This window comes from Streptomyces sp. NPDC004838 (genome assembly GCF_053600955.1).
On record NZ_JBSGAW010000001.1, the window covers coordinates 520,372 to 541,033 of the forward strand.

The window sequence follows — 20,662 nt, forward strand, 5'->3', positions numbered from 1 at the left end:
GGCGACTTCACGCCAGGTCGCGCATATGTGTGGGCGGACATAGCCTCCCAAATGTGACGCGAATAGCCTCCAGGATCCTCGTCGCCGCACTGGGGGCGGCGTGGTGGCTGGTCGCGCCGGCCGCTCCGGGCGTGCTCGCAGGCGGTACCGCTCCGGGCACCCTCGCCGACGATCCCGTTCCCCTCTCCCGCGACGGTCGGATCACCGACCGGGTGGACGCGCCCGGCGACCGCGGGCCGGAGGTCGCCCGATCACCCGGCCGGCTCTACGGCGACGAGCGGCTTCAGCTGTCCGCCGTATATGTAAAGGACTCCTCCGGCCGCACCGCCGGGGCGGAGAACACGGGAGCGGCGAACCTGGTGCCGCCCGTCGCGGTCGTCGTCGGGGCCGGCGCGGTCGCCGCGTACAGCTTCGCCAAGCGCAGAAGACGGATGCGGACCCGCACGACCCCGCAGGGTGGGCGGGCAGGATGGGGCGGCGAGCCTGTGGCAGCGTCCGGGCCCTCTCTGTCCGAACTCGACGCCCGGGCCCGGCTGGCGCTCGTCGACACCGATGACGCCCTGCGGACCAGTCAGGAGGAACTCGGCTTCGCCACCGCGCAGTTCGGCGACGAGGCCGCGAAGCCTTTCGTGGACGCGGTCGCCTACGCGAAGAACGAACTGACGACGGCGTTCCGGCTGCGCCAGCAGCTCGACGACGCGTACGCGGCGGACGACGTGACGCGCCGCCGGATGCTCGACGAGATCGTGGCGCGATGCACCGAGGCCAATCGGCGACTGGACTCGGAGTCGGAGGACTTCGACCGGCTGCGCGCGCTCGAACAGAACGCCCCGCAGGCGCTCGCGACCGCGCGGAACGCCTTCGCCGATCTCAACGGACGGGTGATCACCGTGGAGGCGACGCTGTCGGTGCTGCACCGGAGATACACGCCTTCGGCCGCCGGGCCCGTCGCCGACAGCGCCGAGCAGCTCAGGAACCGGCTGGTCTTCGCCAAGACCGGCCTCGATCGGGCCCGGACCGCGATCGGGGCGTCCGACCGCGGAACCGCCGCCGTGCAGATACGGGCGGCGGAGAGTGCGCTGTCCCAGGCGGCACAGCTGATCGAGGCGGTGGACCGACGCGCTCAGGAGCTGGCTGAGGCCGCAGGCAGGCTACCGGGCGCGCTCACCGAGACGGACAGTGATCTGGCGGAGGCCCGCGGCACGCTGACCGAGACTTCGCGGCCGGAGTGGACGGCCCGTCTCCGGGGCCGGATCACCCGCACCGAGTCCGTGGTGGCGAATGTACGCGGGCGGATGGAGTCGGGACTCTACAACCCGATCGACGCGCTGCGACGGGTCGAGGAGACGGACGCCGCGCTGGAAGAGGCACTGGCCGGGTCACGCGAGATCGAGGAGGCCGCTCGGCGGGCGAGGGCACGGCTGGACCGGGCGACGCTGGGAGCCCGTTCCGCTGTGGGAGCCGCCGCCGACTACATCGGTACGCACCGGGGTGCGGTCGGCAGCCAGGCGCGCACCCGGCTGGCGGAGGCGCAGCGCCGGCTGCCGAGGGCGGAAGAGCCCACGGAGGCGGGTCCTGGTTCCGGGGCCGGTGCGGGCTCGGATTCAGGTTCGGGTTCGGGGGCGAGTCCGGCGATCGGACCGGTGGCCGGTTCGGCGACCGGTTCAAGGGATGTGCAAGGTGCGCTCGCGGAGGTGCTGCAGGCGGACGCGCTGGCACGGCAGGCGCAGAACCTGGCTGAGGAAGACGTGCGGGGATTCGGGAACCGGTTCGGGCCGGGCGGTGTACAAGAAGCAGGAAGCGCGGGGGGTGGGCTCGGGGGCGCGGTGCTCGGCGGGATCATCCTCGGCGGAATGTTCGACGGGGGAAGGGGCGGGAGCCATGGTGGAGGTTTCGGGGGCGGCGGTTTCGACGGCGGGCCGGGTCGTTTCGGCGGCAAGAGTACCCGCGGCCGTATGGGGGGTGGCCGGTTCTGACGACCACGCCCGGCGCACTCACGACGACCGTTTCCACGAGGAGACGCGTGATGACCGGGCAGACCGTCCTCGACCGGGTCACCCGGCCGGCGAAGGCCGGCATCGATGCCCCGCTCGACCAGCCGACCAGGGACTATACGGACAACAGCGGCAGGGCGGGGCAGGCGGTCGCGGGCACGATCGGCAATCAGCGGCTGACGGAGCAGGACCCCCCGGAGGCTGTGGCCGCCGCGCAGGAATGGGCCCTCCGTCCGGGGCTCCGGGGTTGGTGGCAGATGATCGCTTTCTGTGGGCCGGAGCGCTTGGGGGTGGTGGGTCAGAACATGCTCAGCAGTTGTTCCACCGTGGGTTCAGACGCCGAATCACCGTTCGGAAGGGCGAGTTCGAACCAGACGGTCTTCCCTCGCGGGGTCCGACGGGAGCCCCATGCCGCGCTCAGCAGGCCGACGAGCTGGAGGCCACGGCCCCCCTCGTCGGTGTCCCGCGCACGGCGCCGGCGGGGCTGGACCAGGCCCGAGTCCCACACCTCGCAGACCAGGGTGCGATCCCGCAGCAACCGGAGCCTGATCTCGCCCTCGCCGTACCGGAGGGCGTTGGTGACCAGTTCGCTGACGAGCAGTTCGACCGTGTCCACGAGCGCTTCGAGGCCCCACGTGACCAGCAGGGCACGGGCCAGTTCTCGGGCCCGGCCCACCGAGCGGGGCTCGCGGGGCAGTCGCCAGTCACCGACCGCCTCGGCGGGAAGTCCCTGGACCCGTGCCATCAGCAGGGCGATGTCGTCCTCGCCGTGCCGGGTGTCCAGTGTGCTCAGTACATGGTCACAGATGTCCTCCAGCGACCGGGAGACGTCGCCGTGCGGTGCCGTCGTCGGAGAGAGGCGGCCGGGCAGGGAGCGGGCGGGGCGGGGCGGGGCGGTGAGCGCCGTGCGGAAGGCCCTCAGTCCTTCGTCCAGCGGATGGTCACGGGACTCGACGAGCCCGTCGGTGTAGAGGGCGAGAAGCGCGCCTTCGGGCAACTCGACCTCGACCTCCTCGAAGGGTTCGCCGCCGACGCCGAGCGGCATTCCGGGCGGGACGTCGAGCAGCAGCGCCTCCTCGCCGGGATCGACGAGGACGGGCGGCAGATGACCGGCGTTGGCGAAGGTGCAGCGGCGGGTCACGGGGTCGTAGACGGCATAGACGCAGGTCGCCAGGTAGACCTCGGAGAGGTCCGCCTCGCGGTCCTTGTGCGCCACGCGGGACGCCTGCTGGGTGCCGCTGGGGCTGCCGAGGCCCCGGGCGATCTCGTCGAGCGCGGAGAGGACTTCGGCCGGTTCGAGGTCCAGCAGGGCCAGGGTGCGGACGGCCGTGCGCAGCTCGCCCATGGCGACCGCGGCGCGCAGTCCGCGGCCCATGACGTCGCCGACGACCAGCGCGGTCCGGTGGCCGGGCAGCTCGATGACGTCGAACCAGTCCCCGCCGACTTCCGTGGCCGTGTTGCCGGGGAGGTAACGGCAGGCGATGTCGAGGCCGGCGGCTTCGGGGTCGCCGGGGGGGAGCAGGCTGCGCTGCAGGATCAGGGCGCGCTCGTGTTCCCGGCGGTACAGCCGGGCGTTGTCGATGCAGACCGCGGCGCGGGCGGCGAGTTCGACGGCGAGCGCCCGGTCGCGTTCTCCGAAGGGTTCGCTCCCCTTCGTCCGGGAGAACTGCACCAGTCCGACGACGGCGTCGTGCGCGACCATCGGTACGGCGAGCGTGGACTGGACGAGGCTGCCGTCCTCGGCCGCTATGGATTCGACTCGGGCGGTGCGCAGGGCCTTGGCGCAGGGCGAGTTGGAGGGGTAGCGGTGAACCTCGCCCACCGCGGTGGGGGTGTTGCCCTGGGAGCCGCAGCCGGGCGTGGTGATCAGCGGGGAGTCGGACACGGCGCTGGCGAAGGCGACCCGGCGCAGTTCGGCGCTGCCGCCCGCGTAGCCGTCGGAGCGCGGGGTGTCCCACCGTCCGGGCGGGGCCTCGTCTCCGGTGAGCAGCCCTTGGTAGAGGTCGACCGAGGCGAGGTCGCAGAAGCCGGGGACAGCGACGTCGAGAAGTTCGCGGGCGGTGGTCTCCAGATCGAGGGAGTTGCCGATGCGGGCGCTCGCCTCGTTGAGGAGGGCGAGGTTGCGCCGGGCGCTGGCGGCCTCTCGGGCGGCGATATGGCGACGGGTCACATCCGTGCCGACTCCGGCCACGCCGATGGGCCGGCCGGTCCCACTGTGCACCCGGTAGAGATTGACGGACCAGTGCCGGCGGTCCGTGCTGTTGGGGGGCGCTCCGATGAGCTGGAGGTCAATCGCGGACTCACCGGTCTCCAGGACCCGGCGGAGCGAGGCGTTCATGCGTTCGGCCTCGGACCGGGAGAGGTAGTCGTATACGGTCCGCCCTCGGTGTTCCTCGACGCTCCCGCCGAAGACGGTCGCGAAACGCCGGTTGGCGCGCTGCACCTTGAGGTCGGTGCCGAAGAGAAGGAAGCCGAAGGGGGATTGGCCGAAAATCGCCTGCGAGGCGGCGATGTCGGTCTCGATCCGGTGCAGGGCTCGGACGTCCACGACGATACAGAGAGCGGCCCGCTCGCCGGTCTCCGTCTCGCTCGGCATGACATAGACCTCGGCGACGCCGTGGGCTCCGCTCGCGTCCGGCATCCGGAAGGGAACGAGGCCCGTCCATTCCTTGCCGTCGAGGATCTCCTCCAGGTGGCGGTGCCCGCGCGGGCGCAATTCCGTGGAAAGAAAGACCTCGACGGGATCCTTGCCTCTGACCTCGGCCGCTGTGATGCCGAAGAGATCGGCGGCGCGCCGACTCCACTGGTCGACCAGGCCATCGGGGCCTATCGAGAAGGAGGCCACCTTGATGTAGTCATAGATCGAGCCAGGCGGGCTGCTCTGCCATACGACACCGCCCGTCGTCCCAGGTATCTCGCTCACGCGACCGTCCCCTCCAGCTCACCTCACCGGACCGGCCATGACCGCAGTATTCAGCACTACGGCTCTGACGCACACGGCGTTCACGATCACAGCACGGTCTCGTTCATTTTGCGCCGACGGGACCGTGATCGTTGCCCCTTCACACTTTTAACCAGTGAGGGCCAGCTCGAACCACACGGTCTTGCCCGTGCTGTCGAGCCGGGTTCCCCATCTGCGGGCGGATCCCGCGACCAGCTGCAATCCGCGTCCCCCCTCGTCGCCGGGGGCCGCGATCCGCTCGGTGGGGGGATCCGGGAGGGGGTCGGAGACCTCGACGCGCAGCGCGGGGTGGCGGTCGCGCGTCTCCTGCCGGATCAGTCGTACGCCGATGGGGCCGGAGGCGTACCGCAAAGAGTTGGTCACCAGCTCGCTGACGAGGAGCACCGTCACATCGCGCACCGAAGGTTCCAGTCCCCAGTCGCGAAGAGTGTCCCGGACAGCATGACGGGCGGCTCGTACGGCACCGGGCTCGGCGGGGAAGGCCCATTCGGCGCGAGCGCCGTCAGTGTCGATCACGCCGCTCACTTCCCGGACCAGCAGCAGACCCATATCCCTTTTCGGGTGGTCAATCAGGACATACCCGAAATATGACTAGAGGTATCCCGTCGGAACCGGTTAGGGGCGCATCGTTGATACGAACGGCGTAGGCGTCAGTCGCGTACGCCGTCCGACCAGCCCTGACCCAGCAGCCGCGCGGCCTCGGCCACGGCCGGCCGGTCCTGGTCCAGCCAGTCCACAGTGCCGGTCTCGTCGGGGGCCAGCCAGCGGAGGGCGTCATGGTCCTCCAGCGGCCTGGGCTCGCCGGAGATCAGGCGGGCCGTCCACACCTGGAGCACATAGCCGTGGTTGAGTGGCCATTCGCCGGGGATGCGGTCCAGGAGTTCCGTCTCGACACCCAGTTCCTCGCGCAGCTCGCGGACGAGGGCTTCCTCGGGGCGCTCCCCCGGTTCCAGCTTGCCGCCGGGCAGTTCCCAGCGGCCGGCCAGCTCCGCGGGGGCGCTGCGGCGCGCGGCCAGCAGCCGCCCCCGGTCGTACACGGCCCCGGCCACCACAACACGATCGGTCATACGAGGGAGCGTACTGGCGTCACGAGGTCGTTCTGTCGATGCGCTCCACCCAGTACAGCTGCTTGTGACCTTTCACATCGAGGGTGTCGGCTATCCGCCTGGCCTCGCCCTCGGTGGCGTACCGGCCTACGCGGTAGCGGTTGCCGTTGTCGTCCTGGCGTATGACGAGCCAGGGGAGCACAGCACTGCTGTCGTTCATCGCACCCCTCCCTCGATGGGTCCACACGTCGGTAAAGATCGCCGGGAAACCGCATTACGCATATGCCGGAGCCTACGCCTGACCTTCACTCAGCGGATACGAATTTACACAAAGAGATAGGAAAGAGGGGGCGCGCGCTGACGGACGCACTCCCCCTGCGGCCGGCGGACATCGGCGGGAGGCCCGGCCGGAGTCCGGTCGATCGCCCACGGGCCCGCAGCCGCACGACGCGCGCCAACGACGGCTTCTGTGCCCGGCCTTGGCCGACTCGAGCCCCAGCCCTCCGACTCGCCGACTCGCCGACTCGCCGCCCCGTCGGCCCGCCCGTCTGATCGGCTCGCCGGATCCACCCGCAGGCGGGCGCGCGCGGCGCCCTCGGACAGTCCGGCTCGGGCCGCACCGGCCCCGCCCGGCCCTGCGGAAGGCAGTCCCCATGGGCTCGGACCGGAGACGGCGGTCTTCTCGCGGCGGCCACCGACCCCGCGCACCCTTCCCACCCCGGACGGAAGGGCTGCCGGGGCTCACTTCACCGGCAGGCGGTACGCGATCCGGAACCGGTCCGCGGGGACGACGAGGTCCGCGGTTTCGACCGCGCGCCCCGACGCGTAATACGTACGCGCCACGACCATGACCACATGCCCCGGCACGCCCCCGAGCGTCAGCAGTTCCTCCGCCAGCCCCGGACGGGCCCCGACCTCTTCGGAGACGTTGTCGACGACGATGTCGATGGCCGCCATCCGTTCGACGACTCCACAGCCGCCGAGCGGCCCCTCCTCGGGCAGCATCACGGGAGTGCGGCCCGTCACCTCGAGGGGCTCCCAGGAGGTGGAGAGCATGATCGCCTCACCGCCGTCCCGGAAGACATAGCGCGTACGCATCACCCGTGCGCCGACCCCCACACCGAGCCGGGCGGCGATGTCCACGCTCGCCGCCTCCTGCTCGCTGCTGGACTCCCACGTACCACGAGTGCCGTCGGCGGCCTGCTCCTGCCGAAAGGGATTCGCTCCGGCCGGGGGACGGTAGCCGGAGCGGGCGATGGGGCGCGGGACCGGGCGCTCGCGGACGTACGTCCCCGAACCGGAACGGCCCTCGACCAGCCCCTCCGCCATGAGCACCTTGCGCGCCTCCAGGGCGACGGTGTCGGAGACTCCGTACTCCTCCCGGATACGGGCCTGGGAGGGAAGGCGGGTGTGCGGCGGCAACGAGCCGTTGACGATCTTCTGACGGAGATCGCTCGCAACGCGTAGATAGGCCGGCTGCTCACCGAATGTCACTGGCCACTCCCATCACATTGACAGACAGCAACAGCGTCGCAACGGTGGGTTGTTGACCGCAACCATAGGCCAAAAGATCACCCAAGGTGACGACTTACCTCGAACCGGCCATTCGCCACCACGGGACCGGCCGGTTACCTCGGGTAGTTCCGATCTCGCCACCCGAGACCATTGACCTCTAATGGTCCAGACCAATACCGTCCTGTGCTGCACGACGCCCGTTCACGGAACTGTCACGGACACGTGTGCGCTGCTTGCGCGTGTAAACGCCCCTGCGCGCACGCCCGGAATCACGCACAGGAGAGCCCCCATGCGTCGAAGAAGCCTTGTCCGGACGGCTGTTGCAGCCGGTTCGCTCTCGCTCATCGCCACTCTCGCCCCCGCCGCCTCGGCGGACTCCCCCACATCGCTCTCGTCCACCGCCGCTGCTGCCGCTGCCGCGGACCGTGACGACAGCGACGATGACAAGCCCGCGTACAAGCGCATCGGGTACTTCACCCAGTGGGGTATCTACGGCCGGGACTTCCAGGTCAAGGACATGGACACCAGTGGCCAGGCCGCCAAGCTCACCCACATCAACTACGCCTTCGGAAACGTCAGCCCGGACGGCAAGTGCTTCATCGGCGGTCCCGCGGGCGAAGGCGATTCCTGGGCCGACTACGTCCGCCCGGTGCCCGCCGCCGACTCGGTCGACGGCGTCACCGACTCCCCCGACCAGAAGCTCGCGGGGAACTTCAACGAACTGCGCGAACTCAAGGCCAGGCACCCCGGCCTCAAGGTGATGATCTCGCTCGGCGGCTGGAGCTGGTCCACCCACTTCTCGAACGCCGTCCTCACCGAGGCCAAGCGCAAGGCGTTCGTCTCCTCCTGCATCGACCTGTACATCAAGGGCAACCTCCCCGTCGACGGCGCACGCGGTGGCGCGGGCGCGGCCGCCGGGCTCTTCGACGGCATCGACATCGACTGGGAGTGGCCCGGTTCGTCCGGCGACGACGACACGATCTTCCGGCCGGAGGACAAGAAGAACTTCACCGCGCTGGTGAGGGAGTTCCGGGTCCAGCTCGACGCGTACGCGAAGAGCGAGGCGAAGCAGCGGCACGGCAAGCGCAAGCACTACGACCTGTCCGCGTACGTGCCGACCGCGCCCGCGAAGATCGACGCCGGCTTCGAAGTACGCAAGATCATGCGCGACTTCGACTTCGTGAACCTCCAGGGCTACGACTTCCACGTCTCCGGCGAGAAGACCACCAACCAGCAGTCCGCGCTGTACGCCGAGAACGACTTCAGCGTCGACCAGACCGTACGGGACTGGCTGCGGCGGGGTGCGCCGGCGCACAAGCTGGTGATGGGCATGCCGTTCTACGGGCAGGGCTGGACCGGGGTGACCGGTGGCGGCGACGGCATGGGCCAGCCGGCGGAACGGCCGGCTCCGGCGACGTTCGCGGCGGGCTACGAGGACTACAAGGCGCTGAAGAAGCTGGCGGCCTCGGGCCAGTACCAGGTGTACCGCGAGAACGGCTCCGCATGGCTGTTCGACGGCAGCACCCTGTGGACGTACGACGACCCGCAGGTGCTGCGCGCCAAGACCTCGTACATCCGTGACAAGGGTCTGGGCGGCGCGATGTTCTGGTCGCTGGACGCGGACACGGCGGACGGCGAGCTGACGACGGCCGTCGACCGCGGGCTTTCACGGGACTGATCCGGAGGCTGAGGAGGGTGGCCGGTCCCGAGACGGAACCGGCCACCGCCGACGGACGGGGCGCGAACCGGGCAGGGGCCGGTGTCGCGACCGGGTCGAGGCCGGTGCACGGTGGGCTGTCGGTGGCCCCCGTCACCGGCCTCTTCCCTGTCCGCCCCGGCGATCCCCGCCTGTCCTTCAGGGGCCTGACGATCCTCACCGGCCCAGGGCCTCGCGGACCCCAGAGCCTCGCGAAGCTCAGGGCCGGGCGAAGCGAGGGGCCTCGGGAAGCTCAGGGCCGGGCGAAGCTCAGGGCCTCGCGAAGCTCAGGGCCCGGCGACCCAGTCGGGACGGGTCGTCTGGAGGTCCAGGGCCTCCCGGATGGAGATCTCCGTACCGGAATCGAGGGCTCCCGCAGCACGGCTCACATGCTCCAGGAATGTGGCCTCGTCCTCGGCCCTCGTCGCCTTGTCCCACTCGGCGCTCACCCGGTCGAACTCGTCGGTCCGCTTGGTGACCGACTTCGCCGCGTCCGTGGGCCACGTGTGCTTGCGCAGCATCCTCCCCATGTCCGCGTACGCCGTGGACATCACCTTGGCCCAGGCACGGTTGCTGTCGGGGGCCTCGCTGAACCGCTTCTCGGGCTCTTCGAAGCCGGCGCGGAACACCTCGCCCTCCGCCTTCAGATACACCTTCTGGTCCTGGTTCAGACTGGTCGCGTCGCTCCGGACGGACCCGGTGATCCGATCGCCTTCGACCGTGGAGAAGGCGCAGGTGACCTCCCGATCGCCGAGCTTCCAGCTGTCCGGGGTCGGTACGAGGTAGGACGGCTCGACCGTGTCCGGGACTTCCCAGAAGTCCATCGCGTACGCGAACTCGATGTCCTCGCAGCGGCGTTCGACCACCGGCTCCAAGGCGGAGTCACCGGGATACGGCCGGTACCCGGTGAGTTCGAAGGTGCCGGAGACCTCGGCCTCATGGGGTTCCTCGCAGTCGACGACCTCGACCTCCTCGGTACTGTCCCCCTCCTCCGGAGCCCCGCCGGCGGGCAGATTGAAGCAGTCGCCCCTGTTGAGATCCGCGACGGCCCGGTAGCGGGACGCCTCGTCCATGCTCTTCCTGAACCCCGTCCACGCGTCTCCCGCCGCACCGCTCGTGATCGCGAGGGCCACCAGCAGCGTGCTGATCGCCGAGAGGACCGTGCCCGCGACGGCCAGACCCCTGCCGCGATGGCGCTTCTTCTTGATCTGGGAGAAGGCCGTGAGCCCGAGGAACAGTCCGAGCGGCGGCAGACAGCAGACGATCCCGGTCACGAGGGAGGCGACGGCGAAACCGTTCACCGGGGGCGTGACGGGCGGCACGGGGTACGGCGGGAACTGCTGGTACGGCTGATACGCCGGATGCGGTTGCCCCGAAGGCGGCTGCGGTTGAAAGGGCGGTGGCCCGCCCCACGGCTGAGGCTGTCCGCCCTGCCCGTCCGGCTGCTGGGGCTGCTGTCCGCCGGGCTGTGTCGGGTCCACAGGTGCGGTACTCCTCGTCGGAACTCGTCTGGATCAGTGCGGAATCGTACAAACAGTTGCCCTGATGAGTACACGCATCGGTGATCAAAAGGGAAGAGGGGCGGTCGCTCAGGCGACCGCCCCTCAGCAGATTCCGCGAGGAATCAGGCCGTGGAAGACCTCGGATCCGAAATCCCGGCCCTCGGACCCGGACCTCATGACCCCGTGACCCCATGACCCCATGGCCCCAGGAGTTCTGAAGTCCAGGAGTTCAGATCCTCAGATCTAGAAATCCAGGCCACCGAGACCGCGACCTCGGAACCCCGGACCTCAGAACTGCAGGGCCCATGAGTCGATCTTGCCGACGTCCCGCGCGGCGTTGTCGCCGACCCTCAACTTCCAGGTGCCGTTGGCGGTCTCCGACGACGCGTTCACCGTATAGGTGGTGATCACATTGTCCGCGCTGCCGCCCGTCCCGTACGCCTTCAGGTTGTAGACGGTCCCGTCCGGCGCGACGAGGTCGATGCGCAGGTCACCGATGTAGGTGTGCTTGATGTCGACCGGCACGCTGAGTGCCGCGGGCGCGTTGCCGGTCACCCCCGTGACGGTGACCGGGGACTCGACGGTGGCGTTGTCGTTGATGGTGTAGTCACCGGTGTTCTCGAACCGCTTGCCGGGCGGCGGAGTGGTGCCGCCGCCGACGTACAGCAGCCGGTTCGGTGAGCCGGTGCCCGGCGAGGTCACCACGCCGGTCGTCGCCGCGCCGGTCAGAGCGGTGGCGACCTGCGCCGGGGTCGCCGTCCTGTTGGCCGAGAGGTGGAGCGCCGCCGCGCCCGCGACATGCGGGGTGGCCATCGACGTACCGGAAATGGTGTTGGTCGCCGAGTCCCCGGTGTGCCAGGAGGACGTGATCGACGAGCCCGGCGCGAAGATGTCCAGCACGCTGCCGTAGTTGGAGAAGCCGGAGCGCGCGTCGGCGGTGGTCGTCGAGCCGACCGTGATGGCCTCGGCGACCCGCGCGGGCGAGGTGTTGGAGGCGTTCGCGCCGTCGTTGCCCGCCGCGATGGCGTAGGTGACGCCGGAGGCTATGGAGTTGCGTACGGCGGTGTCGAGCGCGGTGTCGATCCCGCCGCCCAGGCTCATGTTGGCGACGGCCGGCTTGACGGCGTTCCGCGTCACCCAGTCGATGCCCGCGACGACCTGCTCGGTGGTGCCCGAGCCGGCGTTGTTCAGCACGCGTACGCCGACGATCTTGGCCTTCTTGGCCACGCCGTACGCGGAACCGGCGACGGTGCCGGCGACATGCGTGCCGTGGCCGTTGCCGTCCTGCGCGGTGTTGTCGTTGTCGATGGCGTCGAAGCCGTACGAGGCCCGGCCGCCGAAATCGCTGTGGGTGATACGGACACCGGTGTCGATGATGTACGCGGTCACCCCCTCGCCCGCGCTGTCCGGGTAGGTGTAGCCCGAGTTGAGCGGAAGGGCTCTCTGGTCGATCCGGTCCAGGCCCCAGGACGGCGGGTTCGGCTGGGTGCCGGTCGCCTTGAAGATCCGGTTCTGCACGACGGACGCGACGGCCGGGTCCGCGGCGAACTTCTTCGCCTGCGCCTCGGAGAGCTGGACGGAGTAGCCGTTGAGGGCGGCGCTGTACGTCTTCCTGATCTTCGCGCCGTACTCGGCGGCGAGCGCCTTGCCCTCCTGCGAGCCGGCGTCGGCCGCCGACTCGTGGAGGGTGACGATGTAGCTGTCCTTGACGGAGCCGGGCGCGCCGGCGTTCTCGATAACGCCTTGCGGGGCCCGGTCGGCCGCGTCGGCGGCGACGGCCGGGAGCGCGGAGGCGGTGCCGAACGCCAGGGCGGCGACGGCTGTGGCGCTGATCGCAGTGAGTCTTCGGCGCGGGATACGCGTCTTCGACATGTGGGGGGTCCTCCTCGATCGGTTGCGCATTTCGATGATTAGCAGGTGCATGACAATGACTGGCGACCAGGTCTGCCATGCCCATGCCGCACCTGCCGAGCGAAAGATTGGCGGATCCATAGGAATCCCACAAGAGGACCGGGGGTTGCCGTAACACAGAAGCCATACAAGCCTTCCGGCTGCCATGCTGACGGACCATGACCTCGAACAACCCGGAGCACCTTCCCCCGTACCACTGTCCCGGCTGCTCGATCCGCTCCTCCGTCGAGGAGTTGGCCTGGCGCTGCCCCGGCTGCGGCGGGCCCTGGGACCTGGACTTCACGGCGGGCGCGGTGGCGCGTGCGGAGCTTCCCCGCCGGGTGAACTCGCTGTGGCGTTACGAGGAGGCGCTGCCCCTCTCATCCCCCGCCGCCTCCCTCGGGGAGGGCCGCACTCCGCTCGTCCGGCTCACTCCGAGCGTCTCCGCGAAGCTCGACTTCCTGATGCCGACGCTCTCCTTCAAGGACCGCGGCGCGGTGATGCTGGCCGAGTTGGCGCGGAGGCTGGGGCCCCGACGGGTGATCGCCGACAGCAGCGGCAACGCGGGCACGGCGGTGGCCGCCTACTGCGCGCGGGCGGGGCTCGACTGCACGGTGTACGTCCCCGAGGGCACCTCGGCGAAGAAGGCGGAGCAGATCCGGGCGCACGGGGCCCGCCTCGAACTCGTTCCCGGCGACCGCGAGGCCACCGCCGCGGCCGCCCGCGCCGCCGCAGACACCCCCGGCACGTTCTATGCGAGCCATGTCCACAATCCGTACTTCCTGCACGGCACCAAGACCTACGTCTACGAGCTGTGGGAGGACCTGGGCGGAACACTCCCCGACGCGATCGTCGTCCCGGTCGGCAACGGAACCCTGCTGCTCGGCGCGGCGCTCGCCATCGGGGAGTTGTACGGCCACGGGCTGATCGACCACCGTCCCGCGCTGGTCGCGGTCCAGGCGGCGGCGGTCGCCCCCCTGGCCGCGGCCTTCCACGCGGGGGCCGACGATCTGCTGGACGACCTTCCGGCGGGCGGCCCGACGCTCGCCGAGGGCATCGCCATCCCGAGGCCGCCGCGGGCCCGCGCGATTCTGCGGGCCGTACGCGAGTCGGGCGGCCACTTCCTCACCGTGACGGAGGAACAGATCCGGTCGGCTCAGCTCGATCTGGCGGCCCGTGGCCTGTTCGTGGAGTCGACGGGCGTGGCCTGCTGGGCGGCCGCCGGCGACCGGCTGGAAGGGACGGCCGTCGTGCCGCTCTGCGGCGCGGGCCCGAAGACGGGGCTGGCTGCCGGGTAGCCATGGCCCGGTCGCCCGACAGCCCCGCGCCCTGATCACCCGACAAACCCACGCCCCGGCTGCCCCGCAGACCCGCAGACCCGCAGACCCGCAGACCCGCAGCCGATGGTCCGGCGCCCCTCCGCCGTCCCGCGGTGGAGGACCGCCGAACGGCCCGGCCCCCTCTTCTGATCCACCATCGGGCGATCCACCACCCGGCGGTCACCGGTCCGGGCCCCTGATCCGCCACCCGGTGGGCCCCGTCTGGCAGGGAGCCGTCGGAGGCCGGAGGATCCACCCCATGAAGCGAACCACCGTGGTCAACCTGAAGGGCCACCGCGACGATCCGGAGTACGCGGACGTCGTCTATGTGGGCCGGTCGACGCACCGGGGCGGCCGGCATCTCGATCAGTCCCCGCCGGCGTGCCCGTACCACCCGGGGCCCGACGGCACCCGCGAGGAGGTCGTCACGCGGTACCGGGCCTGTCTGCTGTCGCGCCCCGACCTGCCGGAGATGCTGCCCGCGCCGCGCGGACACCGCCTCGGATGCCGGTGCGTACCGCTGAAGTGTCATGCCGAGGTGATCGCGGAACTCGCCGACGCCGGACCGGGCGAAGAGCCGGACCCGCACGGCCGGCGGCCAGCATGATGCCCTCATGAGCGACGCAGAGGTGGACGAACTGATGGAGGCGGCCCGCCGAGGCGATGCGGCGGCCTTCGAAGCCCTGGTCACGGCCCACCGCCGCGAGCTGTACGCCCACTGCTACCGCATGCTCGGCTCGGTGCAGGACGCGGAGGACGCGCTCCAGGAGGCGCTCATCGGGGCGTGGCGCGGGCTCTCCGGCTTCGAGGGCCGCAGTTCGCCGCGCGCCTGGCTGTACCGCATCTGCACCAACGCCTGTCTGCGCCTCGCGGCGCGCCGTCCCCGGCGGTTGCTGTCGCCCGAATACGGTCCGCCGCGCCGGAACACGGCGGACCTGGGAGAACCGGTGACCGGACCGGTCTGGCTGGAGCCCTGGCCCGACGACGAGCAGCCGTCCGCCGCGGCGGACGACCCCGAGTCGAGCTGGCTGCGGCGCGAGAGCGTGGAGCTGGCGTTCGTGGCGGCGCTCCAGCATCTGCCGGGCACCCAGCGCGCGGTGCTGATCCTGCGGGAGGTCCTCCAGTTCTCCGCCGCCGAGACCGCGGCCGTCCTGGAGACGACTCCCGTGTCGGTCAACAGCGCCCTGCAACGGGCCCGCAGGACGGTCGGACCGCTCACCCCGGACCGCACCCAGCAGACCGAGCTGGCCGCGCTCGGCGACGACGGGAGGCGGGAGCTGGTGGACGCGTTCATGACCGCCTGGGAGCGGGCGGACGTGCCCGCGCTGCTGAAGCTGCTCGCCGAGGACGCGCGTTTCACCATGCCGCCGCTGCCCGCGTGGTTCGACGGCCGGGACGATGTGGAACGGTTCCTCACCGAACGGGTCTTCGCCACGCCCTGGCGCCTGGTGCCGCTGCGGGCGAACGGCCAGCCGGGGTTCGCCTGCTATCTGCGGGAGCGGGGCTCGTCGGCGTACCGCATCGGCGCGGTCAACATCCTCACCGTCCGCTCCGGCCGGATCGCGGAGATCACCGGCTTCCTCGACCCGGAGCTGCACCGCCGTCTCGGACTCCCGCCCGAGCTTCCCGAAGAGAAGTCCGGAGCACACCCCTCCAGGAAGCACCCCGCGGGAGAGCACCCCGAGAGGATTCCCGGCGGCGAGCGATGAATTCCGCGCCGCGCCCGTCTCTCATTCAGCAGAGGACGTGAGCGACAGCAGGAGCCCACGCGAACCGCGAGGAGAGACACCACCATGCGCAAGGTGATCGTCACCAACATCGTCACGCTGGACGGCTACTACGAGGGTCCCGGCGGGGACGTCATGGTCATGCCCATGGACGAGAGCTTCGACATCCACAACCTCGAACGCATGCAGGCCGCGGACACTCTGCTGCTCGGCCGGAGGACATACGAGGGCTTCCGGGCCTACTGGCCGCCGCAGGCCACCCTCCCGGACGCCACCGCGCGCTCGCGGGAGATCTCCCGGCTCATGGGCGCGATGGAGAAGGTCGTGGTCTCCGACAGCCTCACACCACAGGCGACGGACCCCTGGCCGGCCACCACCCGTATCGTGCGCCGGGCCGACGCGCACCGGGAGGTCACCGCGCTCAGGAAGAGCGAGGGCCGGGAGATCCTCGCCTTCGGCAGCCGTGTCCTGTGGAACGACCTGCTGGCCGCAGGTCTGGTCGACGAACTGCATCTGATGATCGGCCCGGTCGCTCTCGGAGCCGGAACCCCCCTGTTCTCCACGACCGACTTCCCTCCGCTGCGGCTCCTGTCCACCCGTACCGCACAGGGCTCGGACAACCTCCTGATCCGGTACGCGGCGGGTTCATGAGCGGACGGGACGGGCGGGCCCGGCGAGCCCGCACCGCGCCGCCTCTCTTTCGACCCGCATGATTGCCAGGCGCCCGACGCGGCGCTACTGCATCCGCTCACCGGTTGAACCGAAACGTTGACCACACCGCCGTGACCTGCTAAAACGCCGATTCCGGCGTGCTGAGTCAGCACCGAATCAGCACGGGAGCACAACCGTCGCACGTGATCGGCATCGTCGCTCAACGGCTCCCCGGGGGCTCTGGGGGAGGACGGGTTCCACCGAGTCGGTGCGCATAGGGAAAGGGACCGAAGCACAAGGAGGCAGCGTGGAGACGGGTGGGCCGACAGCACCATCGAGCTTCGCGGCCCGCTCGGCCCCATCGTGGCCTGGGGAGGACTGACCGAGATACACGCATTGCGGCGGGCCAACGGCTCACAGCACGGAAAGCCACGGAATATCATCCGGCCGAGACCGTTGGCTCTCCAGCCTGAGCCGTGGGCCGCTAACGTGAAGCCATGACCGCACTGCCCGACTGGATGCGCCCGCCGCGCGCGGAAGGCTGGTTCGCGGAGGACCTCGACCGCCTCCCCGAGGCACCCCGTCACACCGAGCTGATCGATGGAGCCCTCGTCTTCATGTTGTCGCCCCAGAGGTGGTGGCACGGCCACCTCGTCACCATGCTCACGGTCGCGCTCATGGAGCAGGTGCCCGCCGACAGCAGAGTCGGCCGCGAGATGACCATCAAGCTCGACCCGCGCAACCGTCCCGAACCGGACCTGCTGGTGACGACGGCCGACTTCGACGGTGACCGCACCTGGTTCGCACCGGAGGACGTCCAGCTCGTCATCGAGGTCGTCGCCCCCGAATCCGCACACCGCGATCGCACAGTGAAGCTCCGCAAGTACGCGGAAGCCGGCATCCCGCACTACTGGTGCATCGAGGACGAGGACGGGGCACCCGTGGTGCACGTCTACGAACTCGACCGACCGACTGGCGCCTACGCGCCCGCCGGCATCTTCCGGGGTACCCTCCAGCGCCCGGTGCCCTTCGAGATCAGCCTGGACCTCGACAAGCTCACACCGCCCCGAAGCAGCTGAGACGTCAGCACGGGAGACGACGGGAGAAAAAGGAGTCGGACTCCGCAGCCCGCGTATGCCTCTTTGAGGTCGCATCCGGCGCAGGTCCGGCACGGGATCGACGAAGGGGTCGGGCTTCCAGTAGCCCGACCCCTTCTGACCAGCACGTCTGCCACGTCAGCGGCGTGGTGTCACTTCATCCGCTCAGACGTTGAAGCGGAACTCGACCACGTCGCCGTCCTGCATCACGTACTCCTTGCCCTCCATCCGCGCCTTGCCCTTGGCGCGGGCCTCGGCCACCGAGCCCGTCTCGACGAGGTCGTGGAAGGAGATGACCTCGGCCTTGATGAAGCCCTTCTGGAAATCGGTGTGGATCACACCGGCCGCCTCGGGAGCGGTCGCGCCCTTCTTGATCGTCCAGGCGCGGGTCTCCTTGGGGCCCGCGGTCAGATACGTCTGGAGGCCCAGGGTGTCGAAGCCGACGCGGCCGAGGGTGGCGAGGCCGGGCTCTTCCTGGCCCATCGACTGGAGCAGTTCGAGGGCCTCGTCGTCGTCGAGTTCGATCAGCTCCGACTCGATCTTGGCGTTGAGGAAGATCGCCTCGGCGGGGGCGACCAGGGCCCGCTGCTCGTTCTTGAAGTCCTCGTCGACCAGCTCGTCCTCGTCGACGTTGAAGACGTACAGGAACGGCTTGGTCGTCAGCAGATGCAGCTCGTGCAGCAGGTCGCCCTGCTCGGAGCCCTTGGTGACGCCCGCGGAGAACAAGGTCTCGCCGGACTCCAGGATCTTCTGCGCGGCCTCGACCGCCGCGAGGACGGCGACCTTGTCCTTCTGGAGGCGGGACTCCTTCGTCAGCCGGGGGAGCGCCTTCTCGACGGACTGGAGGTCGGCGAGGATCAGCTCGGTGTTGATCGTCTCGATGTCGTCCTTCGGGGACACCTTGCCGTCGACGTGTACGACGTTCTCGTCCTTGAAGGCACGGATGACCTGGCAGATCGCGTCGGACTCCCGGATGTTCGCCAGGAACTTGTTGCCCAGGCCCTCGCCCTCGCTGGCGCCGCGCACGATGCCCGCGATGTCGACGAAGTCGACCGTCGCCGGGAGGATCCGCTGGGAGCCGAAGATCTCCGCCAGCTTGGCGAGCCGGGGGTCGGGGACGCCGACGACGCCGACGTTCGGCTCGATGGTGGCGAACGGGTAGTTGGCCGCCAGCACGTCGTTCTTGGTCAGGGCGTTGAACAGGGTCGACTTGCCGACATTCGGCAGGCCGACGATTCCGATCGTGAGCGACACGTTGGCGACTTCCTGATGAGGTGAGGAGTGATGAGACTCGCGGCCGGCCGGACGGGGGCCGATCCCCCAGTTTACGGTCCGGCCGAAGCGCGCCGTAACGGCATACGACGCGGCGGGAGGACGGGGCGAGGTAGGCCGAAGAGAGGCCACGGGAGGGGCCGAGGAGTCGAACTCTTCGGCAAGGTCATCCAAAACGCGTGTCCCGTGCCGGATTCCTCCCCACTCGCGACCTACGTTGGTCGGGTGGAGCAGCCAAGGACGAGTCACCCCAAGCGCCGCCAGCGGCCGCAGGCCCCTCTTTCACCTCCGGGCCCCCTCTCCCCGCAGAGCGCCCTCGCCGACCGTCCGGCGGTGTACGGGGTGCGGCCGACACGGCCGCCGCGGACCGTGCCGCCCGTCGTCATGGCCTTCCGCAGGCTGCCCAGCCCCCGGCTGACCGGGCTCGGCGGCGGTCTCTTCGCCGTCACCGTCATGCTGGTGATCGGTTCGCTGGACTGGCTGCTGTTCGACGGCTCCCCCATCGTGTACGGCGTGCTCTTCGTGCCCGTCTGCGCGCTGACCGCGCTCTGGGTCCGCGAGGCGGATCTCGTCACGGCGCCGATCAGCGTGCCGATCGCCTTCGCCATCGGGATCATTCCGATCTCGGGCGGCGAGGGCGGGATCGGCGGTCAGATCATGGCGGTGGTGACGGCGCTGGCGGTGCACGCGGGCTGGCTGTACGGCGGCACGCTGGTGGCGGGCGTGATCACCTGCGTCCGCAAGATCCGCGAAAGGGGCCGCCGCAAGCGCCGTATGCGTTCGGCGCAGCCGCCGTCCCATTCGCCGTCGTTCCGCCGCTAGCGCGTTCTGCCCCGGATCGGTCCGGCCCCGGCACGTCCCCGGGGCCGGTTCCGGACCCGGCTGCCCGGCTCCCGCGGGCCCGCCCTCGCTCGTAGCTCATGGGGTTACGGGCGAGTGGCACGGCACGTTCCCGTTCGCACCCCACGGGCCGGAGACCGCGGAGGCCGGAGCGGAGAAGCGGTGGCTCGGCGGCTCCGGGGCCGTCCGCTCGGGCTGAGCGCGGCTGTCCACTCGGGCTGAGCGCGGGCTGACCGGGCTTGGTGCGATGTCCTTACGGCCCGAGGACGCCGACGCGGCGCTCGCCGCTCGGCAGCGGGATCCGCGCCGAACGCGCCGTAACCGCGCGTGGCCACCCGCTCGGACTATCCGCTCGGGCTATCCGCTCCTGGGAGCCATCGCCCTATCTGCTCGTGGAAGCCATCGCCGCGCCCACGATGCCCGCGTTGTTCTGGAGCTCCGCCGGGACGATCTCCGCCCTGACGCCCTCGATATGGGGGATGAACTTGTCCGCCTTGCGGCTCACGCCACCGCCCAGGATGAAGAGCTCCGGGGAGAACAGCATCTCCAGGTGGGCCAGGTACTTCTGGACGCGGTGGGCCCAGTGGTGCCAGCTGAGGTTCTCGTCCTCCTTGGCCTTGGTGGACGCCTGCTTCTCCGCCTCATGGCCGTGGAGCTCCAGATGCCCCAGCTCCGTGTTGGGCACGAGGCGGCCGTCGATGAAGAGCGCGCTTCCGATGCCCGTGCCGAGCGTCAGCATCATCACCGTGCCCTTGCGGCCCCGGCCCGCGCCGAAGGTCATCTCCGCGACGCCGGCCGCGTCCGCGTCGTTCAGCACGGTGACCGGCACACCGCCGAGGCGGTCGCTCAGCAGCCGGGACGCGTCCTTGTCGACCCAGCCCCTGTCGACGTTGGCCGCTGTGCGGGTGACACCGCTCGTGACGACGCCGGGAAAAGTGATCCCCACCGGCCCCGACCAGTCGAAGTGCCTCACCACCTCGGCGACGCCGTCCGCGACGGCGTCCGGCGTCGCCGGGTGCGGGGTCAGTACCTTGTGGCGCTCCTGGGTCAGTTCGCCGCGCTCAAGGTCCACGGGAGCGCCCTTGATGCCCGATCCACCGATGTCCACTCCGAACACGTTGCTCATGGACCCCACGTTACGGGCAGCGGCC

At 70.2% G+C, this 20,662-nt stretch carries 17 protein-coding genes; 8 read left to right on the plus strand and 9 right to left on the minus strand.

Annotation, left to right across the window (positions count from 1 at the left end; all coding sequences use genetic code 11):
* Positions 1 to 53: 53 nt before the first annotated feature.
* Positions 54 to 1,976: a TPM domain-containing protein gene (locus ACWEFL_RS02165; protein ID WP_451706075.1), complete on the plus strand. Its 1,923-nt coding sequence runs from the start codon at positions 54 to 56 to the stop codon at positions 1,974 to 1,976.
* A gap of 316 nt (positions 1,977 to 2,292) precedes the next feature.
* Here ACWEFL_RS02165 and ACWEFL_RS02170 read toward each other — a convergent pair whose 3' ends face one another.
* The 5 genes from ACWEFL_RS02170 to ACWEFL_RS02190 all read right to left on the minus strand — a co-directional run bounded on the left by ACWEFL_RS02170 (position 2,293) and on the right by ACWEFL_RS02190 (position 7,496).
* Positions 2,293 to 4,917 (minus strand): SpoIIE family protein phosphatase, encoded by a 2,625-nt coding sequence (locus ACWEFL_RS02170; protein ID WP_451706077.1) that lies wholly within the window; start codon positions 4,915 to 4,917, stop codon positions 2,293 to 2,295.
* Between the two features lie 147 nt (positions 4,918 to 5,064).
* Complete coding sequence (locus ACWEFL_RS02175; protein ID WP_451706194.1) at positions 5,065 to 5,481, minus strand: ATP-binding protein; 417 nt, start codon at positions 5,479 to 5,481, stop codon at positions 5,065 to 5,067.
* A gap of 125 nt (positions 5,482 to 5,606) precedes the next feature.
* Positions 5,607 to 6,023, minus strand: coding sequence for a (deoxy)nucleoside triphosphate pyrophosphohydrolase (locus ACWEFL_RS02180; protein WP_451706080.1), 417 nt, complete (start codon positions 6,021 to 6,023; stop codon positions 5,607 to 5,609).
* Between the two features lie 19 nt (positions 6,024 to 6,042).
* Positions 6,043 to 6,222 (minus strand): SPOR domain-containing protein, encoded by a 180-nt coding sequence (locus tag ACWEFL_RS02185; protein WP_451706082.1) that lies wholly within the window; start codon positions 6,220 to 6,222, stop codon positions 6,043 to 6,045.
* Between the two features lie 521 nt (positions 6,223 to 6,743).
* Positions 6,744 to 7,496, minus strand: coding sequence for a GntR family transcriptional regulator (locus ACWEFL_RS02190; protein ID WP_451706085.1), 753 nt, complete (start codon positions 7,494 to 7,496; stop codon positions 6,744 to 6,746).
* A 310-nt stretch (positions 7,497 to 7,806) separates the two neighbouring features.
* On the opposite strand from ACWEFL_RS02190, the gene ACWEFL_RS02195 reads away from it, so the two are divergent.
* Positions 7,807 to 9,195, plus strand: a complete 1,389-nt coding sequence (locus ACWEFL_RS02195; RefSeq protein WP_451706088.1) for a glycoside hydrolase family 18 protein — start codon at positions 7,807 to 7,809, stop codon at positions 9,193 to 9,195.
* A 305-nt stretch (positions 9,196 to 9,500) separates the two neighbouring features.
* Here the strand turns inward: ACWEFL_RS02195 and ACWEFL_RS02200 are convergent, their stop codons facing one another.
* A complete protein-coding gene (locus ACWEFL_RS02200; protein WP_451706090.1) occupies positions 9,501 to 10,694 on the minus strand; it encodes a DUF4190 domain-containing protein in 1,194 nt (397 codons plus the stop codon).
* 309 nt (positions 10,695 to 11,003) lie between these two features.
* On the minus strand, positions 11,004 to 12,587 hold the full coding sequence (locus tag ACWEFL_RS02205) for a S8 family peptidase (protein ID WP_451706092.1): 1,584 nt from the start codon (positions 12,585 to 12,587) through the stop codon (positions 11,004 to 11,006).
* A 197-nt stretch (positions 12,588 to 12,784) separates the two neighbouring features.
* On the opposite strand from ACWEFL_RS02205, the gene ACWEFL_RS02210 reads away from it, so the two are divergent.
* From ACWEFL_RS02210 to ACWEFL_RS02230, 5 genes are all read left to right on the plus strand, one after another.
* The gene (locus ACWEFL_RS02210; RefSeq protein ID WP_451706094.1) at positions 12,785 to 13,903 is read left to right on the plus strand and encodes a pyridoxal-phosphate dependent enzyme; all 1,119 of its coding nucleotides are present in this window, start codon (positions 12,785 to 12,787) and stop codon (positions 13,901 to 13,903) included.
* 280 nt (positions 13,904 to 14,183) lie between these two features.
* Positions 14,184 to 14,531, plus strand: a complete 348-nt coding sequence (locus ACWEFL_RS02215) for a DUF4326 domain-containing protein (protein WP_451706097.1) — start codon at positions 14,184 to 14,186, stop codon at positions 14,529 to 14,531.
* 7 nt (positions 14,532 to 14,538) lie between these two features.
* Positions 14,539 to 15,633, plus strand: a complete 1,095-nt coding sequence (locus tag ACWEFL_RS02220; RefSeq protein WP_451706099.1) for an RNA polymerase subunit sigma-70 — start codon at positions 14,539 to 14,541, stop codon at positions 15,631 to 15,633.
* A gap of 84 nt (positions 15,634 to 15,717) precedes the next feature.
* Positions 15,718 to 16,302 carry a dihydrofolate reductase family protein gene (locus tag ACWEFL_RS02225; protein ID WP_451706102.1) on the plus strand — a complete coding sequence of 195 codons (585 nt, stop codon included), beginning with the start codon at positions 15,718 to 15,720 and terminating at the stop codon, positions 16,300 to 16,302.
* A gap of 497 nt (positions 16,303 to 16,799) precedes the next feature.
* Complete coding sequence (locus ACWEFL_RS02230) at positions 16,800 to 17,381, plus strand: Uma2 family endonuclease (RefSeq protein ID WP_451706105.1); 582 nt, start codon at positions 16,800 to 16,802, stop codon at positions 17,379 to 17,381.
* Between the two features lie 183 nt (positions 17,382 to 17,564).
* Here the strand turns inward: ACWEFL_RS02230 and ychF are convergent, their stop codons facing one another.
* On the minus strand, positions 17,565 to 18,653 hold the full coding sequence (gene ychF, locus ACWEFL_RS02235; protein WP_451706107.1) for a redox-regulated ATPase YchF: 1,089 nt from the start codon (positions 18,651 to 18,653) through the stop codon (positions 17,565 to 17,567).
* 243 nt (positions 18,654 to 18,896) lie between these two features.
* Here ychF and ACWEFL_RS02240 point away from each other — a divergent pair, with 243 nt between their 5' ends.
* A complete protein-coding gene (locus ACWEFL_RS02240; RefSeq protein WP_451706110.1) occupies positions 18,897 to 19,493 on the plus strand; it encodes a DUF6542 domain-containing protein in 597 nt (198 codons plus the stop codon).
* Positions 19,494 to 19,893: 400 nt separating this feature from the next.
* On the opposite strand, the gene ppgK is transcribed toward ACWEFL_RS02240, so the two are convergent.
* Positions 19,894 to 20,637 (minus strand): polyphosphate--glucose phosphotransferase, encoded by a 744-nt coding sequence (gene ppgK, locus ACWEFL_RS02245; protein WP_451706113.1) that lies wholly within the window; start codon positions 20,635 to 20,637, stop codon positions 19,894 to 19,896.
* Positions 20,638 to 20,662 lie beyond the last annotated feature (25 nt).